Origin of the sequence: Idiomarina aquatica (assembly GCF_003987185.1) — a bacterium.
GTDB lineage: Bacteria > Pseudomonadota > Gammaproteobacteria > Enterobacterales > Alteromonadaceae > Idiomarina > Idiomarina aquatica.
This window is the reverse complement of the sequence record NZ_PIPS01000002.1, coordinates 546718-566030: the sequence shown is the minus strand read 5'-3', so window position 1 is coordinate 566030 and position 19313 is coordinate 546718. Positions and strand designations below refer to the sequence as shown.

The window sequence follows — 19313 nt, the reverse complement described above, 5'->3', positions numbered from 1 at the left end:
TGCATCACATCCGGATACCATCCGACATTCACTTTCTAACGATTTCGCCAAGTTGCTCATGCAGTGCTCCCTCGATAAATGCCGGAGAGGTGCGCCCCTCCGGCGGGTTGGTTTCGACTGACCGCTTACTCGCCCTGGGTTAAGGTCGAGTAGCTTGAAATCAGGTTGCGATAATCTGGAATATGATTTGAGAATAGCTCACCCAGCCCCTCAATGTCATTGCGCCAGTCGCGGTGCAGTTGCCAAAGCTGGTGGTTGCTCATCAGCTTAACGACGGTTCACTGGTTGAACTGTTACCGGACTGGAAGGTTCCGCCGGAAATCATTCATGTGGTATTTCCGTCGCGTCGGGGTCTGTTGCCGGCTGTCCGAACATTGATTGACTTTCTCGCCGAACGTTATCGCTCGTTTGATGAAGAGTAGCGGCAGTATACATAGCATTACAGTCTGTAACAGAATGAAGCACTCAGCTGGCGAGCAATTCTTTACAATAGCGCGACAACCAAAAGGAGTCGTATATGTTTAAAGTATTTGCCTGCGTCACAGCTCTGCTGTTTACCGGCACCGCATATTCGCAAACCCATTACGTCAACGGACATTGGTGGGATGGTGATAAATTCAACCAGCAAGATTGGTACGAAGTCGATGGAAAGCTTACTCGCCGTGCGCCAGAAAAGCTCGATAATCGTATTGATTTGCGTGGTGGCTTTGTCATCCCGCCTTTTGCTGAGGGACACAACCACAACCTTCAGTCGCCCTGGCTTGCTGAGAATTATTCCAAGCACTACATCAACAGTGGCATTCTTTACGGCTTGATGATGTGTGGCAGCGCCACACCAGCAACCGCCCAAAAAACACGCACTGTTTTGCGGCAGCAACCGTTTAATATTGATTTGGTCAGTGCGTGCATTACAAGCTCAGATGGGCACCCGGTAAGGATGGCATTACAGCCGGACCCAAGCACGGGCAAAACTCGGCCGCTAGACGATATCTATGATAAGTCATTGATCATCATGGACGAGGTGGAAGACATTCGTGCAAAACTACCACTGATAACCGCATCAGGTACGCGCACCGTCAAGATCATTTTGGTACATCATGAGGACGCCGGGCGCCGCAACAATGAAGAATATTTTGGCGTAAATGGTCTTAACGAGGAAGTTGTGCACGCGTTGGTGCCAACATTAAAGCAGGCCGGCTTGCGCGTGGCGGCACATGTTGAGTCCGCCGCGGATTTTGCCCTGGCGGTGAGTGCTGGCGTTGACATTATCGCCCATTTACCGGGTTATCATTTTTGGGAGGGGTATGAGCCATCTGCTTACCGGTTAACGGGTGAGAGTATTCAGCAAGCCGCGCGGAAGGGCATACACGTGATCACAACCGCAAGCACGGCACGGCTGATCTATGGCGAGCCCAAAAACATCCCGGCGGGTGTGATTGAGAATCAACGGAAGAACTTAACAAAACTGCGTAGTAACGGCGTTTCTATCATCCTTGGTTCGGACAACTTTGCCGGTAATATTTTAACGGAGTATGACTATATAAAAGGCTTAGACGTATTTGGCGACAAGCAATTGCTTAACCTACTGACGCGCGATACCGCCCAAGCGCTCTTTCCAGATCTGAAAATTGGTGAGTTACGAGAAGGCTATGATGCCAGTTTTCTCGTCCTTAAGCGCAATCCTTTGCTGGATGCTGAAGCGCTGAGACAACCCTCAAGGGTTGTCTATCAGGGTGCGGTGTTAGTGACAAACGAAGGTGACTGAGCGCTAAGGTTTTTTCTTCCATTGCCCGTCGATTTTAATGTAGTGGCCGGATTGGGTGCGTTCGATGGCACGCTTTCCGGCCAACAGCTCTACGTCGGCAACGGCGATGTCGTTTTCGTCCGCAATGCGGGCGTATTCTTTGCGCCGAGCTTCATTGATCTGCTCAACAATCTGCCGTGCCTGCGCAGAATCCCGCACCACACCTAAATAGCCATTAGGCTGTTCGCCAACCCAGCCGTCTGCCTTGGCCTGATGTAACTGATCCATTGCCTGTTGCAGGGTCAACTGTTGCAGTGCCACTGCTGGCTCGGAATAAGATAGACCCGACAGCGTAAGCAGGGCGATAAAAGCGGGCGTTGCAAGTTTTGGAAACATCTTCATGACGGATTTCATGTCACAATCCTTTGAAATTAAAATAAACCACTGGATTCGGAAATTACATCGTCGAGCGCTTTGTCCACCCGAACATAAATTTCATGTTCAATTTTGACGTTCAAATTGATCGTTATCGGCTCTTTCGGCGCAGCAACTTGCACGGTTGGTGTACAGGCTGTAAGCGTCAGGGCGGCGACAACGACCATGAGACCGTTGCTGAGTTGTATGCGTGTCATATCATCCTCTGATCAATTAACCTTCTGTTGGATACGTTTACGGATTGTGTCGCTGACGCTGTTGCTCAGCTGCAACCCTTTTATTAGCGCTGCTAAATCTTCTTCGAGGCGAATGTTGAGATTTACCTCGCGGCCATTTTCGACCTCTGGGTTATAGCCTTTTAAGCGTAACCCCAGGATGACGTTACCTTTTTCATCATAGTCGATCTCGCTGCTTAATTCCTCATAGTAAAAATTTTCCAACACGCTGGCGAGTGTACGCAGGCTTGGATTGCTGCCGACGGCTGAGCGCAATGCTGAGGAATCGACCGTCAAATGTCCCCCCGGCGCCACGGCGCTGAGGTAACCTTTGTCGACGGTTAATTGATTAGAGTGCCAAACCAGTGGCAAGGTTCCGGATACTTTGCCATCGATATCAATTCGGTCACTCGGGTATTGGCGCATCAGTTCGCCCAGATCGATTTGCTCGAACACCACCGGAATAAACAGCTGCTGATCCATTCGGTATGCTTGCTCCGGTAGTGACACTGAACCACCAAAGGCGTTGATTTGGTGCTGTGATAATACCATGACGGCCTGCGTCGGTTGCTGCAACGGCACGTCGGCGGTAAAGCTGGCCTGGATCGGACCGATCGCGAAACCTTGTTGAATACTGCCGAGATTGAGCGTGGCGGCGCTCAATTGCAGGTGTTTTGGGTTAAGCGTGAATGGCGAGCTCAGGTCGGTAGCGGCCAGCGCCACGGTATCGTAGATGAGATCGACATCCGTGATCGCCAGTTCGCCTTGCTTGGCAGCCCATTGTTGCGTTGTCAGATCCACCTCTAACGTTGCGGACGCCGCTGCTTTACCTTTGCTGAGTTCAAGCAACGGCGCGTAGTGATGGATCAGCCGTTGCCACCGGCGTTGAGCATTTGCCGCGTCAGGCCAGCTAAAGTCAGCTTGCCATTGCGAGCGCAACTGTTGTTGGGTATCGACTTGGGTGTTATGGCGAAGCGTCAAATCGTTAGCGACGGTTATTGCGCCGTCGGCATTAAGCTGTTGATTGGCGTAGTGAGCGTGCAGCGATGTCTTTACCGGAAAGTCCCGAAATGGCGTTAAGTTGACGCTATCGGTATCAATATTGATCTTAACATCGGCCTGCGTCGCCAACGGCTGTTTAATGTTTATGGTGGCGTTTAATGCCGGCGAGTTAATCTTAAAAATGCCAAACTCTGTTGCTAATTGCGCCGATAATGTTCCATTGTGGTCAATGATAAGTGTCTCTGGAAACACTTTGAGATCCGCATCAAGCTGTAACTGGCTGTCAGCGTCACTCTCAATCTTTACGGCGGCGGTTACCGGCCAATGGGCTTTTGCGAACAACTGTTGGTGGTCCAGTAGCGCTACGGACAGCTCATCACGACTGTACAGTTGCCAGTTTACCCGCTCGATGGTCTGCTGTTGCATGGGGGCCGGCAGTGGTTCGGGTACTATCGGCCAGGCGGTTAGTTGGCCCTGGCTGGTTAGCGTATAAGCGTGGACGATACCGTCTTCGATGGTCAGAGTTGCGTTGGCAGTCAGCTCGCTGGTAGCGATTGTGTTAACGCTAATGGTGGCTGGTTCGGTTAAGCTCAATGACACTTGTGCCGACAGCGCGGATAGCAGTGCTGGCAGACTATCGGGCAAGGTATCGGGGTTAAGTGTGCCGGTTAGGGTGACGTTGGGGCGGGTCGCGGACAACGAGCCGGTATCGACGGCGATCGCCGGCAGTGACAGCTGTCCGCCGGCACTTAGCGCACCGGTGTCAACCTGGTAACTTAGGCTGCTGTCGATGAGATCGTGTTTAAGCGACAAATCGACGCTATTTCCCTGACGTTTAATGACAATAGCGGCTTTTTCCGGTGCGTTAAGATTTGCCTTTAAGGTTACTTGTTGTTGCTCTTGGGTCCATTGCAACCGCGCTGTGATAGCACCGATTGCGCTGACGGCAGGGCCGTTAATGTGCAACGAGCGGATGGTGATGTGTTGCGGCAACCAGGTCGGTAACTTGGTTGCAAGCAGTGCTCCGAGCGTTGGTGGTTGCGTGCTGGTGGTGCCTGCCTGCGCTGGCTGGGTGAGTGTCAGCGACAACTGATCGATGATGACGCGCTGTTGTGACAGCTCAGCGACACGAATGGACCAGTCGTTGATGCCAGCGGCTGCCGCTCGTTGATTAACGTAAATATAAGCTACCGCAGCAGCGGTACTGACGATTAACAGCAATGTCAGTAACACGCTGCCGATGGCAGGCAAAAACCGTGTTGCAATCAGACGCCCGCCCAGACGCCACCACTTCATGGCTAATCCCAGTCAGGGGCAAAGCTGGGGTCGATGAGACGATCGCGCTGATCCAGTGCCTCAATATCGGCCATGTTTTCGTCGGTCAACTGCAATTGTTGTGCGTCGAAGTTACTGCGCAAATGCGACACCTTGGTGGTCGACGGAATGCTCACGTAGCCTTTATGCAACTCCCAGGCAATGGCAACCTGCGCCGGGCTGGCATCGTGCTCGACGGCAATCCGTTGTAAGGTGCTGTTGTCCATCACCGCGCCTTTCGCCAACGGCAGGTACGCTGTAACTTTGATGCCGTGTTCGGCACAGGCTTTGGTGACTTTGCGGTTTTGCATAAACGGATGTACTTCGATCTGATTGGTCAGAAGGTTATCGGCACCAACGTGATTTACCGCCCGGTTGAGCAGATCAACGGTAAAGTTGGACACGCCAAAATGCTTAATCAGTCCACGCTCCCGGGCTTCGGTGAGAGCATCGAGGGTTTCTTCCAATGGCACTTCGTCGTGGGGTGATGGCCAGTGAATAAGGGCTAAATCGATGCAATCCCGTTGCAGTTTGGAGGAGCTTTCTTTTAGGCTATCCAATACCTGTTGGTACTTCAGGCGTTCGTACCACACTTTGGTGGTGACAAAGACATCGCTGCTGTCGGTTTGTGCAAGTGCTTTACCCACATCAGCCTCGTTGTCGTAAAATTGCGCGGTATCGACGTGACGGTAGCCGATGTCGATGGCTTCTGTAACCAGGTCAGTCAGTGCCGGTCCGCTTAAGCGAAAGGTACCCATGCCAAAGTTCGGTAACATAAAAACTCCTTATTTTTCTCGCTGTTAATAAGGTAATACCCAATAAACCGAGAAAAAGTGCAATCCGTGTTGTATCACTATAGTTAGCGTCGTTACCGGCATCAAGATTGGGCCATGCGAAAGGTCAGGTTTATCCGCACATTACCGGTGGCGGGGTGCTGGCCGTCGGCCAGTTTGGCGACGCCATGGTAGCGCAAGCGATCCTCGCCGCCCCACACCAGAACATCGCTGTGTTGCAATTCTATCCGTTGTGGTGAGCCGCCACGGGTGGTGTTGCCCCATAAAAAGGTCACCGGAAGGCCAAACGAGAAGGACACAATCGGCTGGCTAAAATCCGCTTCGTCTTTGTCCTGATGCAGCCCCATCGCCGCTCCCGGACGATAAACATTGATCAAACACACGTCTGGCGCAAACCCTTGAAAGCCGCACAACGTCGCCGCCTGACGAGCCTTTGCCGCCAGCTGTGGAGGCATTTCAGGCCAGGGTTTTTGCGTAATGGGGTCGGTACGTTGATAGCGATAACCCTGTCGATCCGCAACCCAACCGTAGTGGCCGCAGTTGCTGCTGAGCACGGACATCGACTTCCCCCCGGGCGTGGTAAAGTGGCGCAGTGGTGATAGCCGCACGCAGTTACGCACCTCGTCAATCAGCTGGGTGGCTTGCGGCAGCAGCCATTGCTTGAGTAAGAAGCCGGCGCTGCTAAACTGCATGGGTTCGCTGGCCGGGCTGTCGAATAAATCGTTTTGCATAACGGTTATTTACTGATCAGTTGCAACCATTTGGTGAAGGCGACTAACGCCACCGACTGTTGCCGCCGTTTGTGATAAAACACCGCCAGTTCGGGTTTGGTGGTTGTGGCAAACTGCGGGAACAAGGTCAACGACGGAAAGTGCGGCGATTGGCTGTAGCGTTGGTCAACTAACGCAACCCGCGGCTGTGATTGGGTTAACTCCAGCGCCATCAACGTATCGTTGCTGTGAATCACCGGCGTTGCCCGCAAGTTGCTGGCGTAATGCTTCAAGTAAGCGCTCTGATTGGGGCTGTCGCGGTTCACCAACCAGGGCGTCTGCCACAACCGCTGTTCGTCTTGTTCGTTAGAGCAGGGCACGAGCGTGATTTCGCCGAGCGGATGACGGCCAATGTGCTGATCACGGATCTGGGCTGCTGCAATCACTAAATCGAGGCTGTCGTGCGTGAGATTGGCGGTGAGCTCTGCCGTTTCGGCCGCATCCGGCGACTCGCTGCAGCCGACAAAATTCAGTTGAATGTGCGGATAAAGCGACTGAAAATCGGCCAATTGCTGATTGAGCCAAAATTTAAGCCGTGCCGTGGCAATGGCGACGGTTAACGTGGTCGTGTTATTATCGCTTAATTGGCGCGCTCTATCGAGGGTTTGATCCAATTGCTTAAAAATCGATTCCAGTTGCGGGGCAAGCTCAAGTCCGGCCGGTGTCAGTGAATGCACCCGGTTATCACGATGGAACAGGGTCATCTCCAACTGTTGCTCCAGTGCCTGAATTTGGCGAGTGACCGCCGCTTGGGTGACGCCGAGTTGTTGTGCCGCTTGCTTGAAACTGGCGCAGCGTGCAGCAACGTCAAACACACGCAATGCATTGAGCGACGGAGAAGGTTTTTTCGCCATATTGAGCCTCTAATCGCTGTTTTTCAGCGGCTTGCTATTAATAGTAAAGCGTAATTGTAATTAACTAAAAGTAAACTAACTTGCAGGGAGTCGCAAGCTTTGTCTTATTGGGGTGAATTTTTAACGATTGCTTTGGTGCATCTGCTGGCGGTTGCCAGCCCGGGGCCGGACTTTGCCGTGGTATCGCGTTATGCGCTCAGTTTTGGCCGCAAAGCGGGTTACTGGGTGAGCCTTGGCATTGCCGTTGGCATTATCATTCATGTCACTTACTCGTTGATTGGTGTTGCCGTTATCATCCACCAGAATGAGTGGGTGTATTTAAGCTTATTGATGCTCGGTGCACTTTATCTTGGTTACATTGGGCTCGGCGCTATTACCGCCAAACCTCGTGGCAGTGTCGGTGACGACGCCGATAGCGTAAGTTTACCGAGAAAGCGAAAAGCCTTTAGTGTGGGTTTTTTAACCAATGGTCTGAATGTTAAAGCGACGCTGTTTTTTCTCACCCTGTTTACCACGGTCATCAGCCCGGCAACGCCGTTTGCCGTAAAACTGGGTTATGGTATCTACCTGACCGTTGCGACCGGTGCCTGGTTTGTGTTTTTAACCTGGCTACTGACGCAACCGAAGGTGTTTAAAAAGTTGTGGCCGTACAGCCATTGGGTTGACCGCTTAATGGGTGCGATTTTAATTGCGCTGTCGTTGAGTTTGTTATGGGAGTGGCTGCAGTTAGTGCTATAATGCGGCTCAAAATACGGGTTTAGGTAGAACGTTTTAATGCAGTTATTTGTTAATGATCTTACGGTTATCGATTGCTCTTATTTGTGCCCGCAACGGGGCATCGTCGGCGAAAGCTGGATTGTCGATATTATTCTCGACGGTGCGCTAAACGAGCAGTCGATGGTGCTGGACTTCGGTCGCGTGAAAAAGCAGATTAAGCGCATCATCGATGATTCCGTTGACCATAAGCTGGTAGTACCGGCGGGTCACGCGTACACCAAGGTAACGCACACCGATGATGAGAGCTCGCACTGGGTTGATTTTATGCGACCTAACGGCAAGTCAATTCACCTTTACTGCCCGGCGGATGCTTTTGCTTATATCGATGCCGAAGAGGTTACCGCACTGACGGTGACCGATTATCTGCGCGCGGTGATAAAACGTGAGCTGCCGGGGAACGTTGAGGGCTTAACCTTGAGCTTGAGACCCGAGGCCATTGACGGTTTTTACTACCACTATACCCACGGTTTGAAAAAACACGATGGTAACTGTCAGCGTATCGCGCACGGTCACCGCTCAAAACTGCAAATCTTCCTGGACAATATGCGCCAGCCGGTGCTGGAAAAGCAATGGTCGGATCGCTGGGCCGACATCTATCTGGGTTCAGCCGATGACCTCTGTGACGTCACCCAGATGCTGCGCTCTGCCGATGCCCGTCAGGCAGCAACCTCAGCCACTCATGTCGGGTACAGTTACACAGCGGATCAGGGCTTGTTCGAGCTCTGTGTTCCGAAAGCAGAAAACTATGTCATTGATACCGATTCAACGGTGGAGTGCATTGCCCAGTATCTGGCGGATACCATCAAGCAGCAGGTACCGGAACAGGCGGTGCAGGTGCGGGCGTACGAAGGCGTTGGTAAGGGGGCGATAGCTTATGCGTAGTCTGATTGCCGGTGTGTTGACGTTGGTTGCCAGTGCACTGACGGGTGCGCCGGCTTTAGCGAACGACATTCCGTTAGCGTTGTCCGGTGAACGCACTCAGGGCGCGTTACTGCTCGGTAAAACTCATCCTGAGGCCGAAGTTCGTCTGAACGATAAGGACGTGGCGGTTACCCCGGACGGTTATTTTGTGATTGGTTTTGCCCGCAAAGCGGACTTACAGCAGACCGTAACGGTGAGGCTGAACGGTCAGCAGCGCAGCGAGACGCTGACTCTGAGCGAGCGCGAATACAATATTGAGCGGGTGGATGGGGTGCCACAACGTACCGTTACTCCGGATCCTGAGCAGGTTAAGCGCACCAAGCGTGAAGCCGCAAAAGTCTGGCGGGCGCGTCAGCACCGCTCTGACCGGACAGATTTTTTAGCGCCGCTGATCAAGCCGGCGGAAGGCCGCATCAGTGGCTATTATGGTTCGCAGCGGATACTAAACGGTGAACCCCGCAACCCTCATTACGGCGAAGATATCGCCGCACCAACCGGCACGCCGGTAAAAGCCCCGTGGTCTGGCGTGGTGACCCTGGCGGAACCGGATCTGTTTTACTCCGGCGGCACCATCATTATTGATCACGGCTATCGGGTGAATACCACCTATTTGCACTTAAACTCGGTTGATGTCGAAGTCGGACAGACGATTGAGCAGGGCGATGTGATTGGTACCATTGGCGCGACAGGCCGCGCGACGGGACCTCATTTAGACTGGCGTGTTAACTGGGGCCAGGAACGCCTCGACCCCAGTTTGCTGTACAGTCTGTACGAATGACCTGTACGAATGATCAACCTGATTGGTTACGCCCAGCGTAACCAACCGTTCAGATGTTCCGGCTTTTGCACACTGAGATGATAACTGGTCGCTTTGGGTTGTGCGAACGTCAGTTTAAGCGTCAGTAATTCATCCCGGCGGAATGCGTGCACGGTAACCGTATCACCGGGCACAAAACGGCTGAGCAGGGTGTTGATGTTACTGTCAGTGGCCTGAATATTATCAATGGCGATGATGCGATCACCGGCGGACAGTCCCGCGTGGTAAGCGTTTTCGTCGTGATAGACCGACAGCAGTTCAAGCCCGTTGGCGTTGCCTTTATAACGCGCGCCCAAATTCACCGATGCCGGCTTTTCTACCGCTTTGCCGTTACTGCTGTTGTCATCAGCCGGCACAAAGCGGCGCGTGGTCACGCCAAAATTCTGCAACAACGATTCAACCGGCAGGCTTTCTTTGCCGTACAGCGCCTGCTGCAAAAAGTCGCTGACATCGACGCCGGCGTACTGTTTTAAAAACTCTACGACGGTGTCATCGGCGGTGCCGACGGCGGTTTTACCGTAAGTGTGCCAGAGATCTCTCATCACCTGCGCCAGGGTCAGCTGATGATCGGTTTGCAGACGCAGGGTCAAATCCAGACACAGGCCAATCAGCGCGCCTTTGGCGTAATAGCTGACGATGCTGTTCGGTGCGTTTTCGTTCTGCTGGTAAAACTTCGTCCAGGCCAGAAAACTCGACTCAGTCACCGATTGCTGGTATTGGCCAACGCCGCGCTCGACCCGTGCTAAGGTGTTGCCCAGCACTTTTAAATAGCGGTCGGCGTCAATGATGCCGGCGGCATGGGTGATGTAATCGTCAAAATACGAGGTCATGCCCTCGTAGAACCACAATTGTTCGGTGTAGCTCTCGCGATCCAGCTGATAGGGTAAAAACGCTTTAGGTTTTAAGGTCTTAACGTTCCAGCTGTGAAAGTACTCGTGACAGCACAGGCTGAGGAAGGTTTGATAATCGTCGGTCAGCGCGTGCTGCGCCTTGCTGATCAGGCTCTTCCGACTGCACAGCAAGGCGGTCGAATTACGGTGTTCAAGTCCGCCAAAGCCGTCGCCGACCACCATGGTCAAAAAGGTGTAGGACGTAAACGGGGCTTCGCCGAACAGTTTGATCTGGTGCTCGCAGATGCGGGCCAAATCGGACGTGATCCGTGACATATCGGCGTAATGGCGTCCGCTCAGTACCAGTGAGTGTTTGATGCCGTGGGCAATAAACTCCTCAATGCTGAGCTCACCCAGCAGAAACGGGTAGTCGATCAGGGCGTCGTAATTTTCCGCTTCGAACGCTCCAAAACCGTGCGCGCTGCCGGACTTTCTCGGCATACCGGTGGCCAGTTTCCAGTCGGGCCGTTCATCCGGTGCGCTGACGCTGAGGGTCACCGGCTGTTGTTCCTGCCCGGCAACGGCAAGACAGAGGCTGGTGTTGTTGAAAAAGCCTTGTTGTTGATCCAGGTAGGCAGCACGGACAGAAAGATCCCAGGCGTAAACCTGATAATGCACGGTTACTGCGGTGCCGCTGTCGTCAGTGTCCAACACCCATTCGTTTTTGCTCTGTTGGTCTACGCCAACGGACTCTTTGCCGCGTTCCGCGTACAAGCCGATGATGTGTTTGCTAAAATCGCGGATCAGATAACTGCCGGGGATCCAGTTGGGCAGCCATAACCGCTGCTGAGCGGCGGGGGTATCGATGGTGAGCGTTACTTCGAACAGATGGCCCTTAAGATCCATCGGGCTGACGTGGTAGTGAATCAATGTCGACTCCTTTTCTTGACACATGCTGACAACTAGCGATCATAGTAGCATACGTATCGAGCTCACAAAGAGGACTTCATGAGCGGAAAAATACAACAATTGACCGTCGGTCAGCGTGTTGAGATTCAAATATCCGGACTCAATGTACCTGCGCGCTTTCAGACCGACTTTATTGGTGTGATAAAAGGACGTTGGTTTATTGTCGCCATGCCGGATGCCAAGCGCTATGGCGAACTGCGTGAGCACCTGCACGAAGGGGTGCCGCTGATCGTGCGTTTTGTATTAGAAAACGAGAACGGTGAAATTTGTGCGTTTCGAACGGATATTGACTTTGTCGTCAGTCATCCGACAAAAATGCTGTTTTTGGATTGGCCCAGCAACGTTGAAAGTCGCGTTATTCGCCAGGGTCGCCGCTTTGATGCGTACCTGCCGACCAGTGTCGCGCGGTTAAATGAAGATAACAAGGCAGAGATGAGCGTTGACGGCGTGATTCTTGATGTGTCGGAAACCGGCTGTCGGGTGAAGCATCAGTATTCAGCCCCTGAGGGTGATGACAACAACGCGACTGACGACGCTGACAGCCCCAACGAAGGGCATGGTTGGGAAAGTGGCCAGCGGGTGCAGTTGAACGTTCAACAAAAAGGCAACGGTGAATTGAAACTGGGCTGTATCGTCCGCCAAATCAAATGCAAAGACGGTGTTTGCGAGCTTGGTTTACAGTTTAATTCGAATCAGAAAGAAGCCATTAACTCACTCTTTTCCGGCAGCCTGGTCGATATTGACGCACTCGCCCGTGCGGGTGAATAGGAGCCTATGACAGCACCATGACGTTTATTGATCGGTTGATGGCAGGTCCGTTGTTTGAGCACCGTGACCGGTCGTTCTGGCTTTTGCAAATAGGCGGTTGGGCCGGGTATGCGCTGGTCAACTACATTGGCTCGCTGATGCACGAAATGCGCGACATCTACACCGTCGTGCTGTTGCTGGGCGCTTATGCCGGCTTTCTGTTAACCATTCCGCTGCGGTATTTGTATCAGCGCATCTGGGAATTGCATCCGGTGTTGCTGATGCTGGTAGTGATTACCGCGTCGTATGTCTGCGCCTCAATCTGGGCGGTTATCGACAATGCTACGTATTGGGAAATCTATAAATTCGGTTTTCGGCCGGACAGTCCGTTCTTTTATTTTAAGAACAACCTCGCTAAATTTTACATCGTGCTGAGCTGGAGTGGCCTTTATTTTGGCATCAAGTATTATCAGATGCTTCAGGGTGAACGCCAGAAAGCGCTGATGGCGTCTTCGCGCGCGCATCAGGCACAGTTAAAAATGCTCCGTTATCAGCTCAATCCTCACTTTTTATTTAACAGTTTGAATGCCATTTCGACGCTGATCATGGTAAAAGAGAACGATGTTGCCAATAAAATGGTGAACAAGCTGAGCCACTTTTTGCGCTTTTCGCTGGATAACGATCCGATTAAGAAAATTACCCTGCAAAAAGAAATTGACGCGCTGATGCTGTATCTGGATATCGAAAAGGTACGTTTTGATGAGCGCTTGGACATTCGTGTGTCGATTACCGACGAGGCCAAGCTGGCGTTGGTGCCAAGCTTGCTGTTACAACCGTTGATCGAAAACGCCATTAAATACGCTATTGCCAAGGTTGAAGACGTAGGTATTCTGAAATTGCAGGCGTATGTCGAGCAACGGCGTCTCGTCATTTTGATGTGTGATAATGGGCCGGATGCCCCGGATAAACCGCAGGCGCTGCTGAACAACACAGGGGTCGGTTTGCAAAACACCCAGGAACGTCTGCAGGCGCTGTACGGAAAGCAATTCAGCTTTAACCTTAAGCCTAATCAGCCGCAGGGGTTGTGTGTCGAAATCATCTTACCTTATGAAACTCTGGAGAATCCATGAAGTCTTCTTTAACTGCTTATATCGTTGATGATGAATCACTCGCTCGTAAAGGTTTGGCGTTACGACTGCAGCCTTTTACCCAGGTAGAGCTGGTTGGTGAATCGGGAAGCAGTCGTCAGGCCCTAGAAGAGATTATCCAGTTGCGCCCGGACGTTGTTTTTATCGATATTCAGATGCCGGGCCTGAACGGTTTTGAACTGCTTCGTGAGCTGCAGCAACGGCTGGAAGAGCTGCCGGTGGTGGTGTTTGTGACCGCCTTTGATCAATACGCCATTAAGGCGTTTGAAGTCAGGGCGCTCGACTATTTGCTGAAACCGGTGGACGAAGAGCGGCTAAAAGAAACCCTGGAACGTGTTGAGCAGGAACGTCAGCCCAGTGAATATGAAAAGACACAGCAGAAATTGGTGGATTTGGTTTCTGAAGTCACCGGTCAGAAGGGCGATGCGATTTTAGAACGTCTGGCGGCCGGAGCCGATGTGTCGGATCTGAACCGTTATCCGGAGCATCTGGCGATCAAGGACAGCGGCGAAATCACCCGCGTCCCGGTTAATCAAATTGAGTGGGTTGATGCCGCCGGCGATTACATGTGCATCCATGCCGCCGGCGAAACCTTTATTTTACGCCGCACCATGAAAGAACTGGAGCAGGAGCTTAACCCGAATCGTTTTCAGCGAGTGCACCGGTCGGCGATTGTTAATATCGATCAGGTGGAAAAACTCTGTACTCGCCATAACGGTGAGTACCATCTGGTTCTGAAAAATGGTCAAAATCTTAAAGTCAGCCGTAGTTATAAGGACCGCATTAAACAACTGATATTGAGCTGATGAAAAAACTGCTGTGCTGCCTTACTGTTTTATTGCTGACAGGCTGCTCTGCACAACTGGGGTATCGCTACGCGGATACGCTGGTGGAGTGGCAACTGGATGATTATGTGGAGCTTACCGATGACCAGCAACAGCGGGTTTCGGTAACAATCGATGAGCTACACCTCTGGCACGCACAACAGGAGCTGCCAAAATACCGCACCGCGTTGGCCGAACTGCGCGAAAAAATCGCCGCTAAGCAACTGCAGTACGATGACATTGATCGTACCGAAAACCAGTTGTGGCAGTTCTGGGCCAATGTTCAAAACCGACTGCTGGACGAAGTGGCGCTGCTACAGGACTTGTCCATGGCGCAACGCCGCGAGTTACTGAATAATCTGCAGGATAAGATTGATGAGCAGCGTGAGGAGCAGGCGGAGGACAACGACAGCCCAATCCTGGCGCAGATTGACCGGGTGAACCGGCGCGAAGAGCGGTTAAAAGAATGGACTGGTGACGTCACCGACGAGCAACAAGTGCTGATCCGCAAATGGGTACGTGAGCGCCCCGAAGGGGAATTTTGGCTGGATTATCGCCAGCGTTGGCACGACGCCTTTGCCGATGCGTTGTTGCAGCAGCCACCGGACATGGCGGCGTTACAGGCATTAATTACCGAGCCGCGGGCATTGCGTTCCGCAGAACATAAAGCGTACACCGAACAACGTACCGCTGTGCGTCATAAATACTTATGGTTACTGTATGAGTCGCTGACTGATGCGCAACGACAGAAGCTGTTAGAACAGGCGGATGAGTATTTGCAGTTATTGGATGAGCTGATTGCTGATTTTAAGTAAGCGCCGCAAGTGCGGCGCTTATGGGTTGGTATCAGAGCGGTTAACGGACTTCAATCACCTTACAGGTGTTGCTCGAACCGACGGTCTCCATCACATCACCGTGGGTTAAAATCACCAGATCGCCTTTGCTGACGTGTCCCAGCGACTTAATTAACTCAACCGCGTCAAGTATCGGTTGCTTACTGCTGGTTGAGTCAAAATCGACCGGGTAGACGCCGCGATAAAGTGCGCATTTGTTGCGGCTCTGTGGGTGGCGTGACAACGAGAAGATCGGCAAATGCGATGTGATGCGCGACATCAGTTTAGCGGTAAAGCCCGACTCGGTCAGCGCAATGATCGCTTTTACGCCGGTGAGGTGGGTAGCGGCGTACATCGCCGACATGGCCGCAGCTTCTGAGATGCTGGAAAAGCTTTCTTCGAGGTCATCGTGACGCAAATGCGCGCTCGGGTGCGTTTCCGCGCCCAGACAGATTTCAGCCATGGCTTTAACGGTCTCGACCGGGAACTTACCGGCCGCGGTTTCAGCCGATAGCATCACGGCGTCGGTACCGTCCAATACCGCATTAGCAACGTCCATGACTTCGGCACGGGTCGGCATTGGATTCTCGATCATCGATTCCATCATCTGGGTTGCGGTGATCACGACTTTATTCAGCTGACGGGCGCGCGAGATGATTTGTTTTTGCTTACCGACCAGTTGTGCGTCGCCGATTTCGACACCCAAATCGCCGCGGGCAACCATTACCGCGTCGGAGGCGCGAATTACGTCGTCAAGAGCGTGCTCGCTGGCGACCGCCTCAGCACGTTCGATTTTCGCACAGATAACGCCTTTGCCACCGGCCTGGCGCAGGAGCTGACGCGCCTCGTTCAGATCTTCGCCACAACGTGGGAACGACACGGCCAAATAATCCACACCAATTTCTGCCGCCGTTTTGATGTCGCGGTGGTCTTTTTCGGTCAGCGCCTTGGCCGACAAACCACCGCCGAGACGGTTAATGCCTTTGTTGTTGGACAGGGTGCCGGCAACGATCACTTTCGTGTGTACCGCGCTGCCTTCGATGTAGTCGACCTGTAAGCGGATACGGCCATCGTCCAGCAACAGAATATCGCCGCTGCCAACGTCATGCGGTAGCTCTTTATAGTCCAGCCCGACCACCGAGTCGTCCCCGTTTTGCGGATCAAACTCTGCATCCAGGGTAAATTCCTGTCCCGGTTTTAACTGTACTTTGCCGTCGCGGAAGCGGGCGATACGAATTTTCGGCCCTTGCAAGTCACCAAGAATAGCAACGTGCGCGTTCAGCCGTTTTGCGATGGCGCGAACGTTTTCTGCGCGTTGTTTTTGTTCATCGGCGGTGCCGTGTGAAAAGTTAAGACGCACGACGTTGGCGCCTGCTAAGATAAGTTGTTCCAGAACATCGGGTTGATCGGTCGCAGGACCTAACGTCGTAACTATTTTAGTGCGGCGCAGCATGCAAAACTCCAGCAAGCAAAAAATTATGTGTTATTACAAAAGTCTAGCACAGTGTCCGTTACAGAAGTAAGTCAAACCGGAGTGAATATGGCAAAAGACATAAAACAACAGCAGTGGCGCTCGTTATCCGAGCAAGAATGGCGCGAACGGCTGTCAGACGAGGCCTACCGAGTGCTGCGGCAGCACGGTACTGAACGGCCGTTTAGCGGCAAGTACCTGACCTTGGACAAGCAGGGCAACTATCTGTGTGCCGGCTGTGGCCAGGAAATTTTCAGTGCCGCCAGTCAATTTGATGCCCACTGCGGCTGGCCAAGTTTTGATCGTGCGCTCGAGGGCGCCATTGAGTATCGTCAGGACACCAGTCACGGTATGGTACGTACGGAAATTCTGTGCAGTCGCTGCCACGGTCATCTTGGCCATGTGTTTGATGATGGCCCCACCGAAACCGGGCAGCGTTATTGTGTTAATTCAGTCGCTATGACGCATCAGGACGACGTTTAAACTGGCCGTCCTGTAATTCGTCGACGATGTCCTCGGCTTGCTCCTGCCACTGTTCGTACTCTTCGTCAGTGGCATTAACGATGGTACGGATTTGTTGTTCGTTCATTGTTTCGGAGCCGAAGGCGATGGCGACGCGCGCCCAAATGTAAGCCTGACGGGTGTCTTGCTGACCGAGGTAGTAGGTCACCAATGACTCGGAGATTTCAACATTAAAGCGTTGATCCTTTTTGTACAGTCTGAGCGCGTTATACAAATGCGTTAACACCTTGCGTTGGTCTTCTTTGGCGTAGTACGTGGCCAACGCAAACTGCAGTTCGTGCGTTTGCAACGCTTTGCTGCCTTCCATCGCCAGCAGCTGATCGAGCGCCTCGTTATCGCTTCGATTAGCCCAGTGCCAGTACAACAGCAACGGCGCGTCACTGTCGGCAGTTTCTCGTGCCAGCTTATTGATGGCTTTGAGACTGTTTAAGTACGCTTCGATGCGATGAGACTGTTTGAGCTTCAGTTTGCGGTGTTCAATGCCTGACGCCAATTCGATGCATTGCGAATATTTTTGTAAGTCTTTCAGCAAATAGTATTTGTGGTCAGGTTTATCGTCCTGCGCGTTTAAATAACGCGAAATGATCAATTGGCGACGTTCGGCGCGACACCAGTTGTCTTCGTTCAGGTCCGAGCAAAAACCAGGTTCCTGCTCACACATTTCTCTGACGGTGGGCATCCGTTCCCCACATGCGGTCAGGCCCAATCCGGCGATTAGGCTGAAAACCAGCGTGTTAAATGTCCTTTTTGGCATGTTACGACTCATAAAGTTAGTTTCGATTGGCTAATAACTCCGCTTTTCAGTACAATAGCGCGGAATTTTCCTAAGCTTACCACAGAACGAGGACAGAGCTAATGAACTCAACTCAGCAAGATCCAACGCTGTCGAGCTGGCAAGAACGGCAGGAATATGCCGAGTTAATGCAGCCATTAATTGGTAAATTATATCGTAATTTTGGTGTCGAGATTCTGGTTTACGGACGTTCGCTGCTGAACGTTGATACCATTAACATCATCAAAGCGCATCGTTTGATCCGTCGTTACGAAGGTCAAAAAGTTCGTTTGCGTGAGAGTTTCCCATTCCTGGAAGCGATGGCGAAAATGCAATTAGCGCCGGGCCGCGTGGATTTGGGTAAATTGGCTTATGGTTACTTGTTCGCTGGTAAAGACGACGGTCTGTCGGTAGAAGATTACATCCGCCGCGAGCTGAGCGACATTGTCGACGTAGAAGACAGCATCGAGCCGCGTGACGTGGTGTTGTACGGTTTTGGCCGTATCGGTCGATTGTTGGCGCGGTTGCTGATCGAGCGTAACGGTGCCAATAACAAAATGCGTCTGCGCGCTATCGTGGTACGTGGTGGTCGTGATGGCGATCTGGAAAAGCGTGCAAGCTTGCTGCGTCGTGACTCAATTCACGGCCAATTCAACGGTTCTATTACCGTTGATAAAGAAAACAACAGCATCAAAGCAAACGGCACCAGCATCCGGGTGATTTATTCTGATGGTCCTGATCAGGTGGATTACACCCAATACGGTATTGATAACGCCATTGTTATCGACAACACCGGTATCTGGAAAGACGAAGAGGGCCTGGGCTTACACCTTAAGTCGAAAGGGGTTGCTAAGGTGTTGCTGACAGCACCGTCAAAAGGCGACATTAAAAACATCGTATTTGGTGTTAACGATAAAGACATCACCGACGGCGATCGCATCGTTTCGGCAGCGTCTTGCACCACCAATGCCATCACGCCGGTACTAAAAGCGATTAATGACCAGTTTGGTATCAATAACGGTCACGTCGAGACGGTGCATTCGTACACCAACGATCAGAACCTGATTGACAACTATCACAAAGCGGAGCGTCGTGGTCGTTCAGCGCCGTTGAACATGGTGATTACCTCGACCGGTGCGGCGAAAGCCGTTTCTAAAGCGCTGCCGGAGCTGAAAGGCAAGCTGACCGGTAACGCCATCCGGGTTCCTACGCCTAACGTTTCAATGGCGATCATGAACCTGAATCTGGCCAAATCAACCAGCCGTGACGAGTTAAATGCTTACCTGCGTGACACGGCGTTGCATTCCGAGCTGGAAAGCCAGATTGACTATACCGCGTCGACTGAAATCGTGTCATCGGACTTGGTTGGTTCACGTTATGCTGGCATTGTAGACTCACAGGCAACCATCGTTGAAGATGACCGCGCTGTCCTGTATGTCTGGTATGACAACGAGTTTGGCTACAGCTGTCAGGTTGTGCGAGTGGCAGAAGCCATGGCTGGCCTGAAAGTGCCGAGCCTGCCTCGCTAAACTGATCAAAAAAAGCGCCGTAATG

Annotated in this window: 20 protein-coding genes; 11 read left to right on the top strand and 9 right to left on the bottom strand. The window is 52.3% G+C overall.

The annotated features are described in order from the left end of the window. Positions 1–233: 233 nt before the first annotated feature. Both CWE23_RS09500 and CWE23_RS09495 read left to right on the top strand, forming a co-directional pair. On the top strand, positions 234–422 hold the full coding sequence (locus CWE23_RS09500) for a LysR substrate-binding domain-containing protein (RefSeq protein ID WP_241970605.1): 189 nt from the start codon (positions 234–236) through the stop codon (positions 420–422). Between the two features lie 95 nt (positions 423–517). Continuing rightward, positions 518–1765, top strand: coding sequence for an amidohydrolase family protein (locus tag CWE23_RS09495; RefSeq protein ID WP_126820085.1), 1248 nt, complete (start codon positions 518–520; stop codon positions 1763–1765). Positions 1766–1768: 3 nt separating this feature from the next. On the opposite strand, the gene CWE23_RS09490 is transcribed toward CWE23_RS09495, so the two are convergent. From CWE23_RS09490 to CWE23_RS09465, 6 genes are all read right to left on the bottom strand, one after another. After that, complete coding sequence (locus CWE23_RS09490; RefSeq protein ID WP_241970604.1) at positions 1769–2158, bottom strand: YdbL family probable chaperone protein; 390 nt, start codon at positions 2156–2158, stop codon at positions 1769–1771. A 17-nt stretch (positions 2159–2175) separates the two neighbouring features. Then, entirely contained in the window at positions 2176–2346 is a 171-nt protein-coding gene (locus CWE23_RS09485; protein WP_105307717.1) for a YnbE family lipoprotein, read from the bottom strand. Positions 2347–2388: 42 nt separating this feature from the next. Next, positions 2389–4692 carry an intermembrane phospholipid transport YdbH family protein gene (locus CWE23_RS09480; RefSeq protein ID WP_126820084.1) on the bottom strand — a complete coding sequence of 768 codons (2304 nt, stop codon included), beginning with the start codon at positions 4690–4692 and terminating at the stop codon, positions 2389–2391. Positions 4693–4694: 2 nt separating this feature from the next. Then, positions 4695–5486 (bottom strand): 2,5-didehydrogluconate reductase DkgB, encoded by a 792-nt coding sequence (gene dkgB, locus CWE23_RS09475; RefSeq protein WP_105306378.1) that lies wholly within the window; start codon positions 5484–5486, stop codon positions 4695–4697. Positions 5487–5587: 101 nt separating this feature from the next. Further along, positions 5588–6235, bottom strand: coding sequence for a DNA oxidative demethylase AlkB (gene alkB, locus CWE23_RS09470; protein WP_126820083.1), 648 nt, complete (start codon positions 6233–6235; stop codon positions 5588–5590). Between the two features lie 5 nt (positions 6236–6240). After that, positions 6241–7128: a LysR family transcriptional regulator gene (locus CWE23_RS09465; RefSeq protein ID WP_241970603.1), complete on the bottom strand. Its 888-nt coding sequence runs from the start codon at positions 7126–7128 to the stop codon at positions 6241–6243. A 99-nt stretch (positions 7129–7227) separates the two neighbouring features. On the opposite strand from CWE23_RS09465, the gene CWE23_RS09460 reads away from it, so the two are divergent. From CWE23_RS09460 to CWE23_RS09450, 3 genes are read left to right on the top strand one after another with little or no spacing between them, the layout of a single operon-like run. Beyond that, a complete protein-coding gene (locus CWE23_RS09460; protein ID WP_105306379.1) occupies positions 7228–7866 on the top strand; it encodes a LysE family translocator in 639 nt (212 codons plus the stop codon). A 36-nt stretch (positions 7867–7902) separates the two neighbouring features. Further along, positions 7903–8787 carry a 6-carboxytetrahydropterin synthase gene (locus CWE23_RS09455; RefSeq protein ID WP_126820082.1) on the top strand — a complete coding sequence of 295 codons (885 nt, stop codon included), beginning with the start codon at positions 7903–7905 and terminating at the stop codon, positions 8785–8787. Then, entirely contained in the window at positions 8780–9604 is an 825-nt protein-coding gene (locus CWE23_RS09450) for a M23 family metallopeptidase (protein ID WP_126820081.1), read from the top strand. Before CWE23_RS09455 ends, CWE23_RS09450 begins: the two co-directional genes overlap by 8 nt. Before the next feature lie 26 nt (positions 9605–9630). Here CWE23_RS09450 and CWE23_RS09445 read toward each other — a convergent pair whose 3' ends face one another. After that, positions 9631–11427, bottom strand: coding sequence for a M61 family metallopeptidase (locus tag CWE23_RS09445; protein WP_241970602.1), 1797 nt, complete (start codon positions 11425–11427; stop codon positions 9631–9633). A gap of 54 nt (positions 11428–11481) precedes the next feature. On the opposite strand from CWE23_RS09445, the gene CWE23_RS09440 reads away from it, so the two are divergent. The 4 genes from CWE23_RS09440 to CWE23_RS09425 are packed head-to-tail and all read left to right on the top strand — an operon-like array spanning position 11482 to position 14976. Further along, on the top strand, positions 11482–12210 hold the full coding sequence (locus tag CWE23_RS09440) for a flagellar brake domain-containing protein (protein ID WP_126820080.1): 729 nt from the start codon (positions 11482–11484) through the stop codon (positions 12208–12210). Positions 12211–12227: 17 nt separating this feature from the next. Then, positions 12228–13319, top strand: a complete 1092-nt coding sequence (locus CWE23_RS09435; protein ID WP_241970601.1) for a sensor histidine kinase — start codon at positions 12228–12230, stop codon at positions 13317–13319. Then, a complete protein-coding gene (locus tag CWE23_RS09430) occupies positions 13316–14143 on the top strand; it encodes a LytR/AlgR family response regulator transcription factor (protein ID WP_105306384.1) in 828 nt (275 codons plus the stop codon). Before CWE23_RS09435 ends, CWE23_RS09430 begins: the two co-directional genes overlap by 4 nt. Beyond that, positions 14143–14976 (top strand): DUF6279 family lipoprotein, encoded by an 834-nt coding sequence (locus CWE23_RS09425; RefSeq protein WP_126820079.1) that lies wholly within the window; start codon positions 14143–14145, stop codon positions 14974–14976. Before CWE23_RS09430 ends, CWE23_RS09425 begins: the two co-directional genes overlap by 1 nt. Positions 14977–15016: 40 nt before the next feature. Here CWE23_RS09425 and pyk read toward each other — a convergent pair whose 3' ends face one another. Further along, positions 15017–16447 (bottom strand): pyruvate kinase, encoded by a 1431-nt coding sequence (gene pyk, locus CWE23_RS09420; protein ID WP_105306386.1) that lies wholly within the window; start codon positions 16445–16447, stop codon positions 15017–15019. Positions 16448–16534: 87 nt separating this feature from the next. Here pyk and msrB point away from each other — a divergent pair, with 87 nt between their 5' ends. Next, a complete protein-coding gene (gene msrB / locus CWE23_RS09415) occupies positions 16535–16948 on the top strand; it encodes a peptide-methionine (R)-S-oxide reductase MsrB (protein WP_198678824.1) in 414 nt (137 codons plus the stop codon). Here msrB and CWE23_RS09410 read toward each other — a convergent pair. After that, entirely contained in the window at positions 16923–17741 is an 819-nt protein-coding gene (locus CWE23_RS09410) for a DUF2989 domain-containing protein (protein WP_126820078.1), read from the bottom strand. The genes msrB and CWE23_RS09410 overlap by 26 nt on opposite strands. Positions 17742–17842: 101 nt before the next feature. Here CWE23_RS09410 and CWE23_RS09405 point away from each other — a divergent pair, with 101 nt between their 5' ends. Continuing rightward, positions 17843–19288 carry a glyceraldehyde-3-phosphate dehydrogenase gene (locus tag CWE23_RS09405; RefSeq protein ID WP_105306388.1) on the top strand — a complete coding sequence of 482 codons (1446 nt, stop codon included), beginning with the start codon at positions 17843–17845 and terminating at the stop codon, positions 19286–19288. Positions 19289–19313: the final 25 nt, after the last annotated feature.

What these genes read in the sequence shown, in the direction of transcription:
- CWE23_RS09495 (WP_126820085.1), top strand. Translation starts at nt 518, where the DNA reads ATGTTTAAAGTATTTGCCTGCGTCACAGCTCTGCTGTTTACCGGCACC.
- CWE23_RS09490 (WP_241970604.1), bottom strand. Translation starts at nt 2,158, where the DNA reads ATGAAATCCGTCATGAAGATGTTTCCAAAACTTGCAACGCCCGCTTTT.
- CWE23_RS09485 (WP_105307717.1), bottom strand. Translation starts at nt 2,346, where the DNA reads ATGGTCGTTGTCGCCGCCCTGACGCTTACAGCCTGTACACCAACCGTG.
- CWE23_RS09480 (WP_126820084.1), bottom strand. Translation starts at nt 4,692, where the DNA reads ATGAAGTGGTGGCGTCTGGGCGGGCGTCTGATTGCAACACGGTTTTTG.
- dkgB (WP_105306378.1), bottom strand. Translation starts at nt 5,486, where the DNA reads ATGTTACCGAACTTTGGCATGGGTACCTTTCGCTTAAGCGGACCGGCA.
- alkB (WP_126820083.1), bottom strand. Translation starts at nt 6,235, where the DNA reads ATGCAAAACGATTTATTCGACAGCCCGGCCAGCGAACCCATGCAGTTT.
- CWE23_RS09465 (WP_241970603.1), bottom strand. Translation starts at nt 7,128, where the DNA reads ATGGCGAAAAAACCTTCTCCGTCGCTCAATGCATTGCGTGTGTTTGAC.
- CWE23_RS09455 (WP_126820082.1), top strand. Translation starts at nt 7,903, where the DNA reads ATGCAGTTATTTGTTAATGATCTTACGGTTATCGATTGCTCTTATTTG.
- CWE23_RS09450 (WP_126820081.1), top strand. Translation starts at nt 8,780, where the DNA reads ATGCGTAGTCTGATTGCCGGTGTGTTGACGTTGGTTGCCAGTGCACTG.
- CWE23_RS09445 (WP_241970602.1), bottom strand. Translation starts at nt 11,427, where the DNA reads ATGTGTCAAGAAAAGGAGTCGACATTGATTCACTACCACGTCAGCCCG.
- CWE23_RS09440 (WP_126820080.1), top strand. Translation starts at nt 11,482, where the DNA reads ATGAGCGGAAAAATACAACAATTGACCGTCGGTCAGCGTGTTGAGATT.
- CWE23_RS09435 (WP_241970601.1), top strand. Translation starts at nt 12,228, where the DNA reads ATGACGTTTATTGATCGGTTGATGGCAGGTCCGTTGTTTGAGCACCGT.
- CWE23_RS09430 (WP_105306384.1), top strand. Translation starts at nt 13,316, where the DNA reads ATGAAGTCTTCTTTAACTGCTTATATCGTTGATGATGAATCACTCGCT.
- CWE23_RS09425 (WP_126820079.1), top strand. Translation starts at nt 14,143, where the DNA reads ATGAAAAAACTGCTGTGCTGCCTTACTGTTTTATTGCTGACAGGCTGC.
- pyk (WP_105306386.1), bottom strand. Translation starts at nt 16,447, where the DNA reads ATGCTGCGCCGCACTAAAATAGTTACGACGTTAGGTCCTGCGACCGAT.
- msrB (WP_198678824.1), top strand. Translation starts at nt 16,535, where the DNA reads ATGGCAAAAGACATAAAACAACAGCAGTGGCGCTCGTTATCCGAGCAA.
- CWE23_RS09410 (WP_126820078.1), bottom strand. Translation starts at nt 17,741, where the DNA reads ATGCCAAAAAGGACATTTAACACGCTGGTTTTCAGCCTAATCGCCGGA.
- CWE23_RS09405 (WP_105306388.1), top strand. Translation starts at nt 17,843, where the DNA reads ATGAACTCAACTCAGCAAGATCCAACGCTGTCGAGCTGGCAAGAACGG.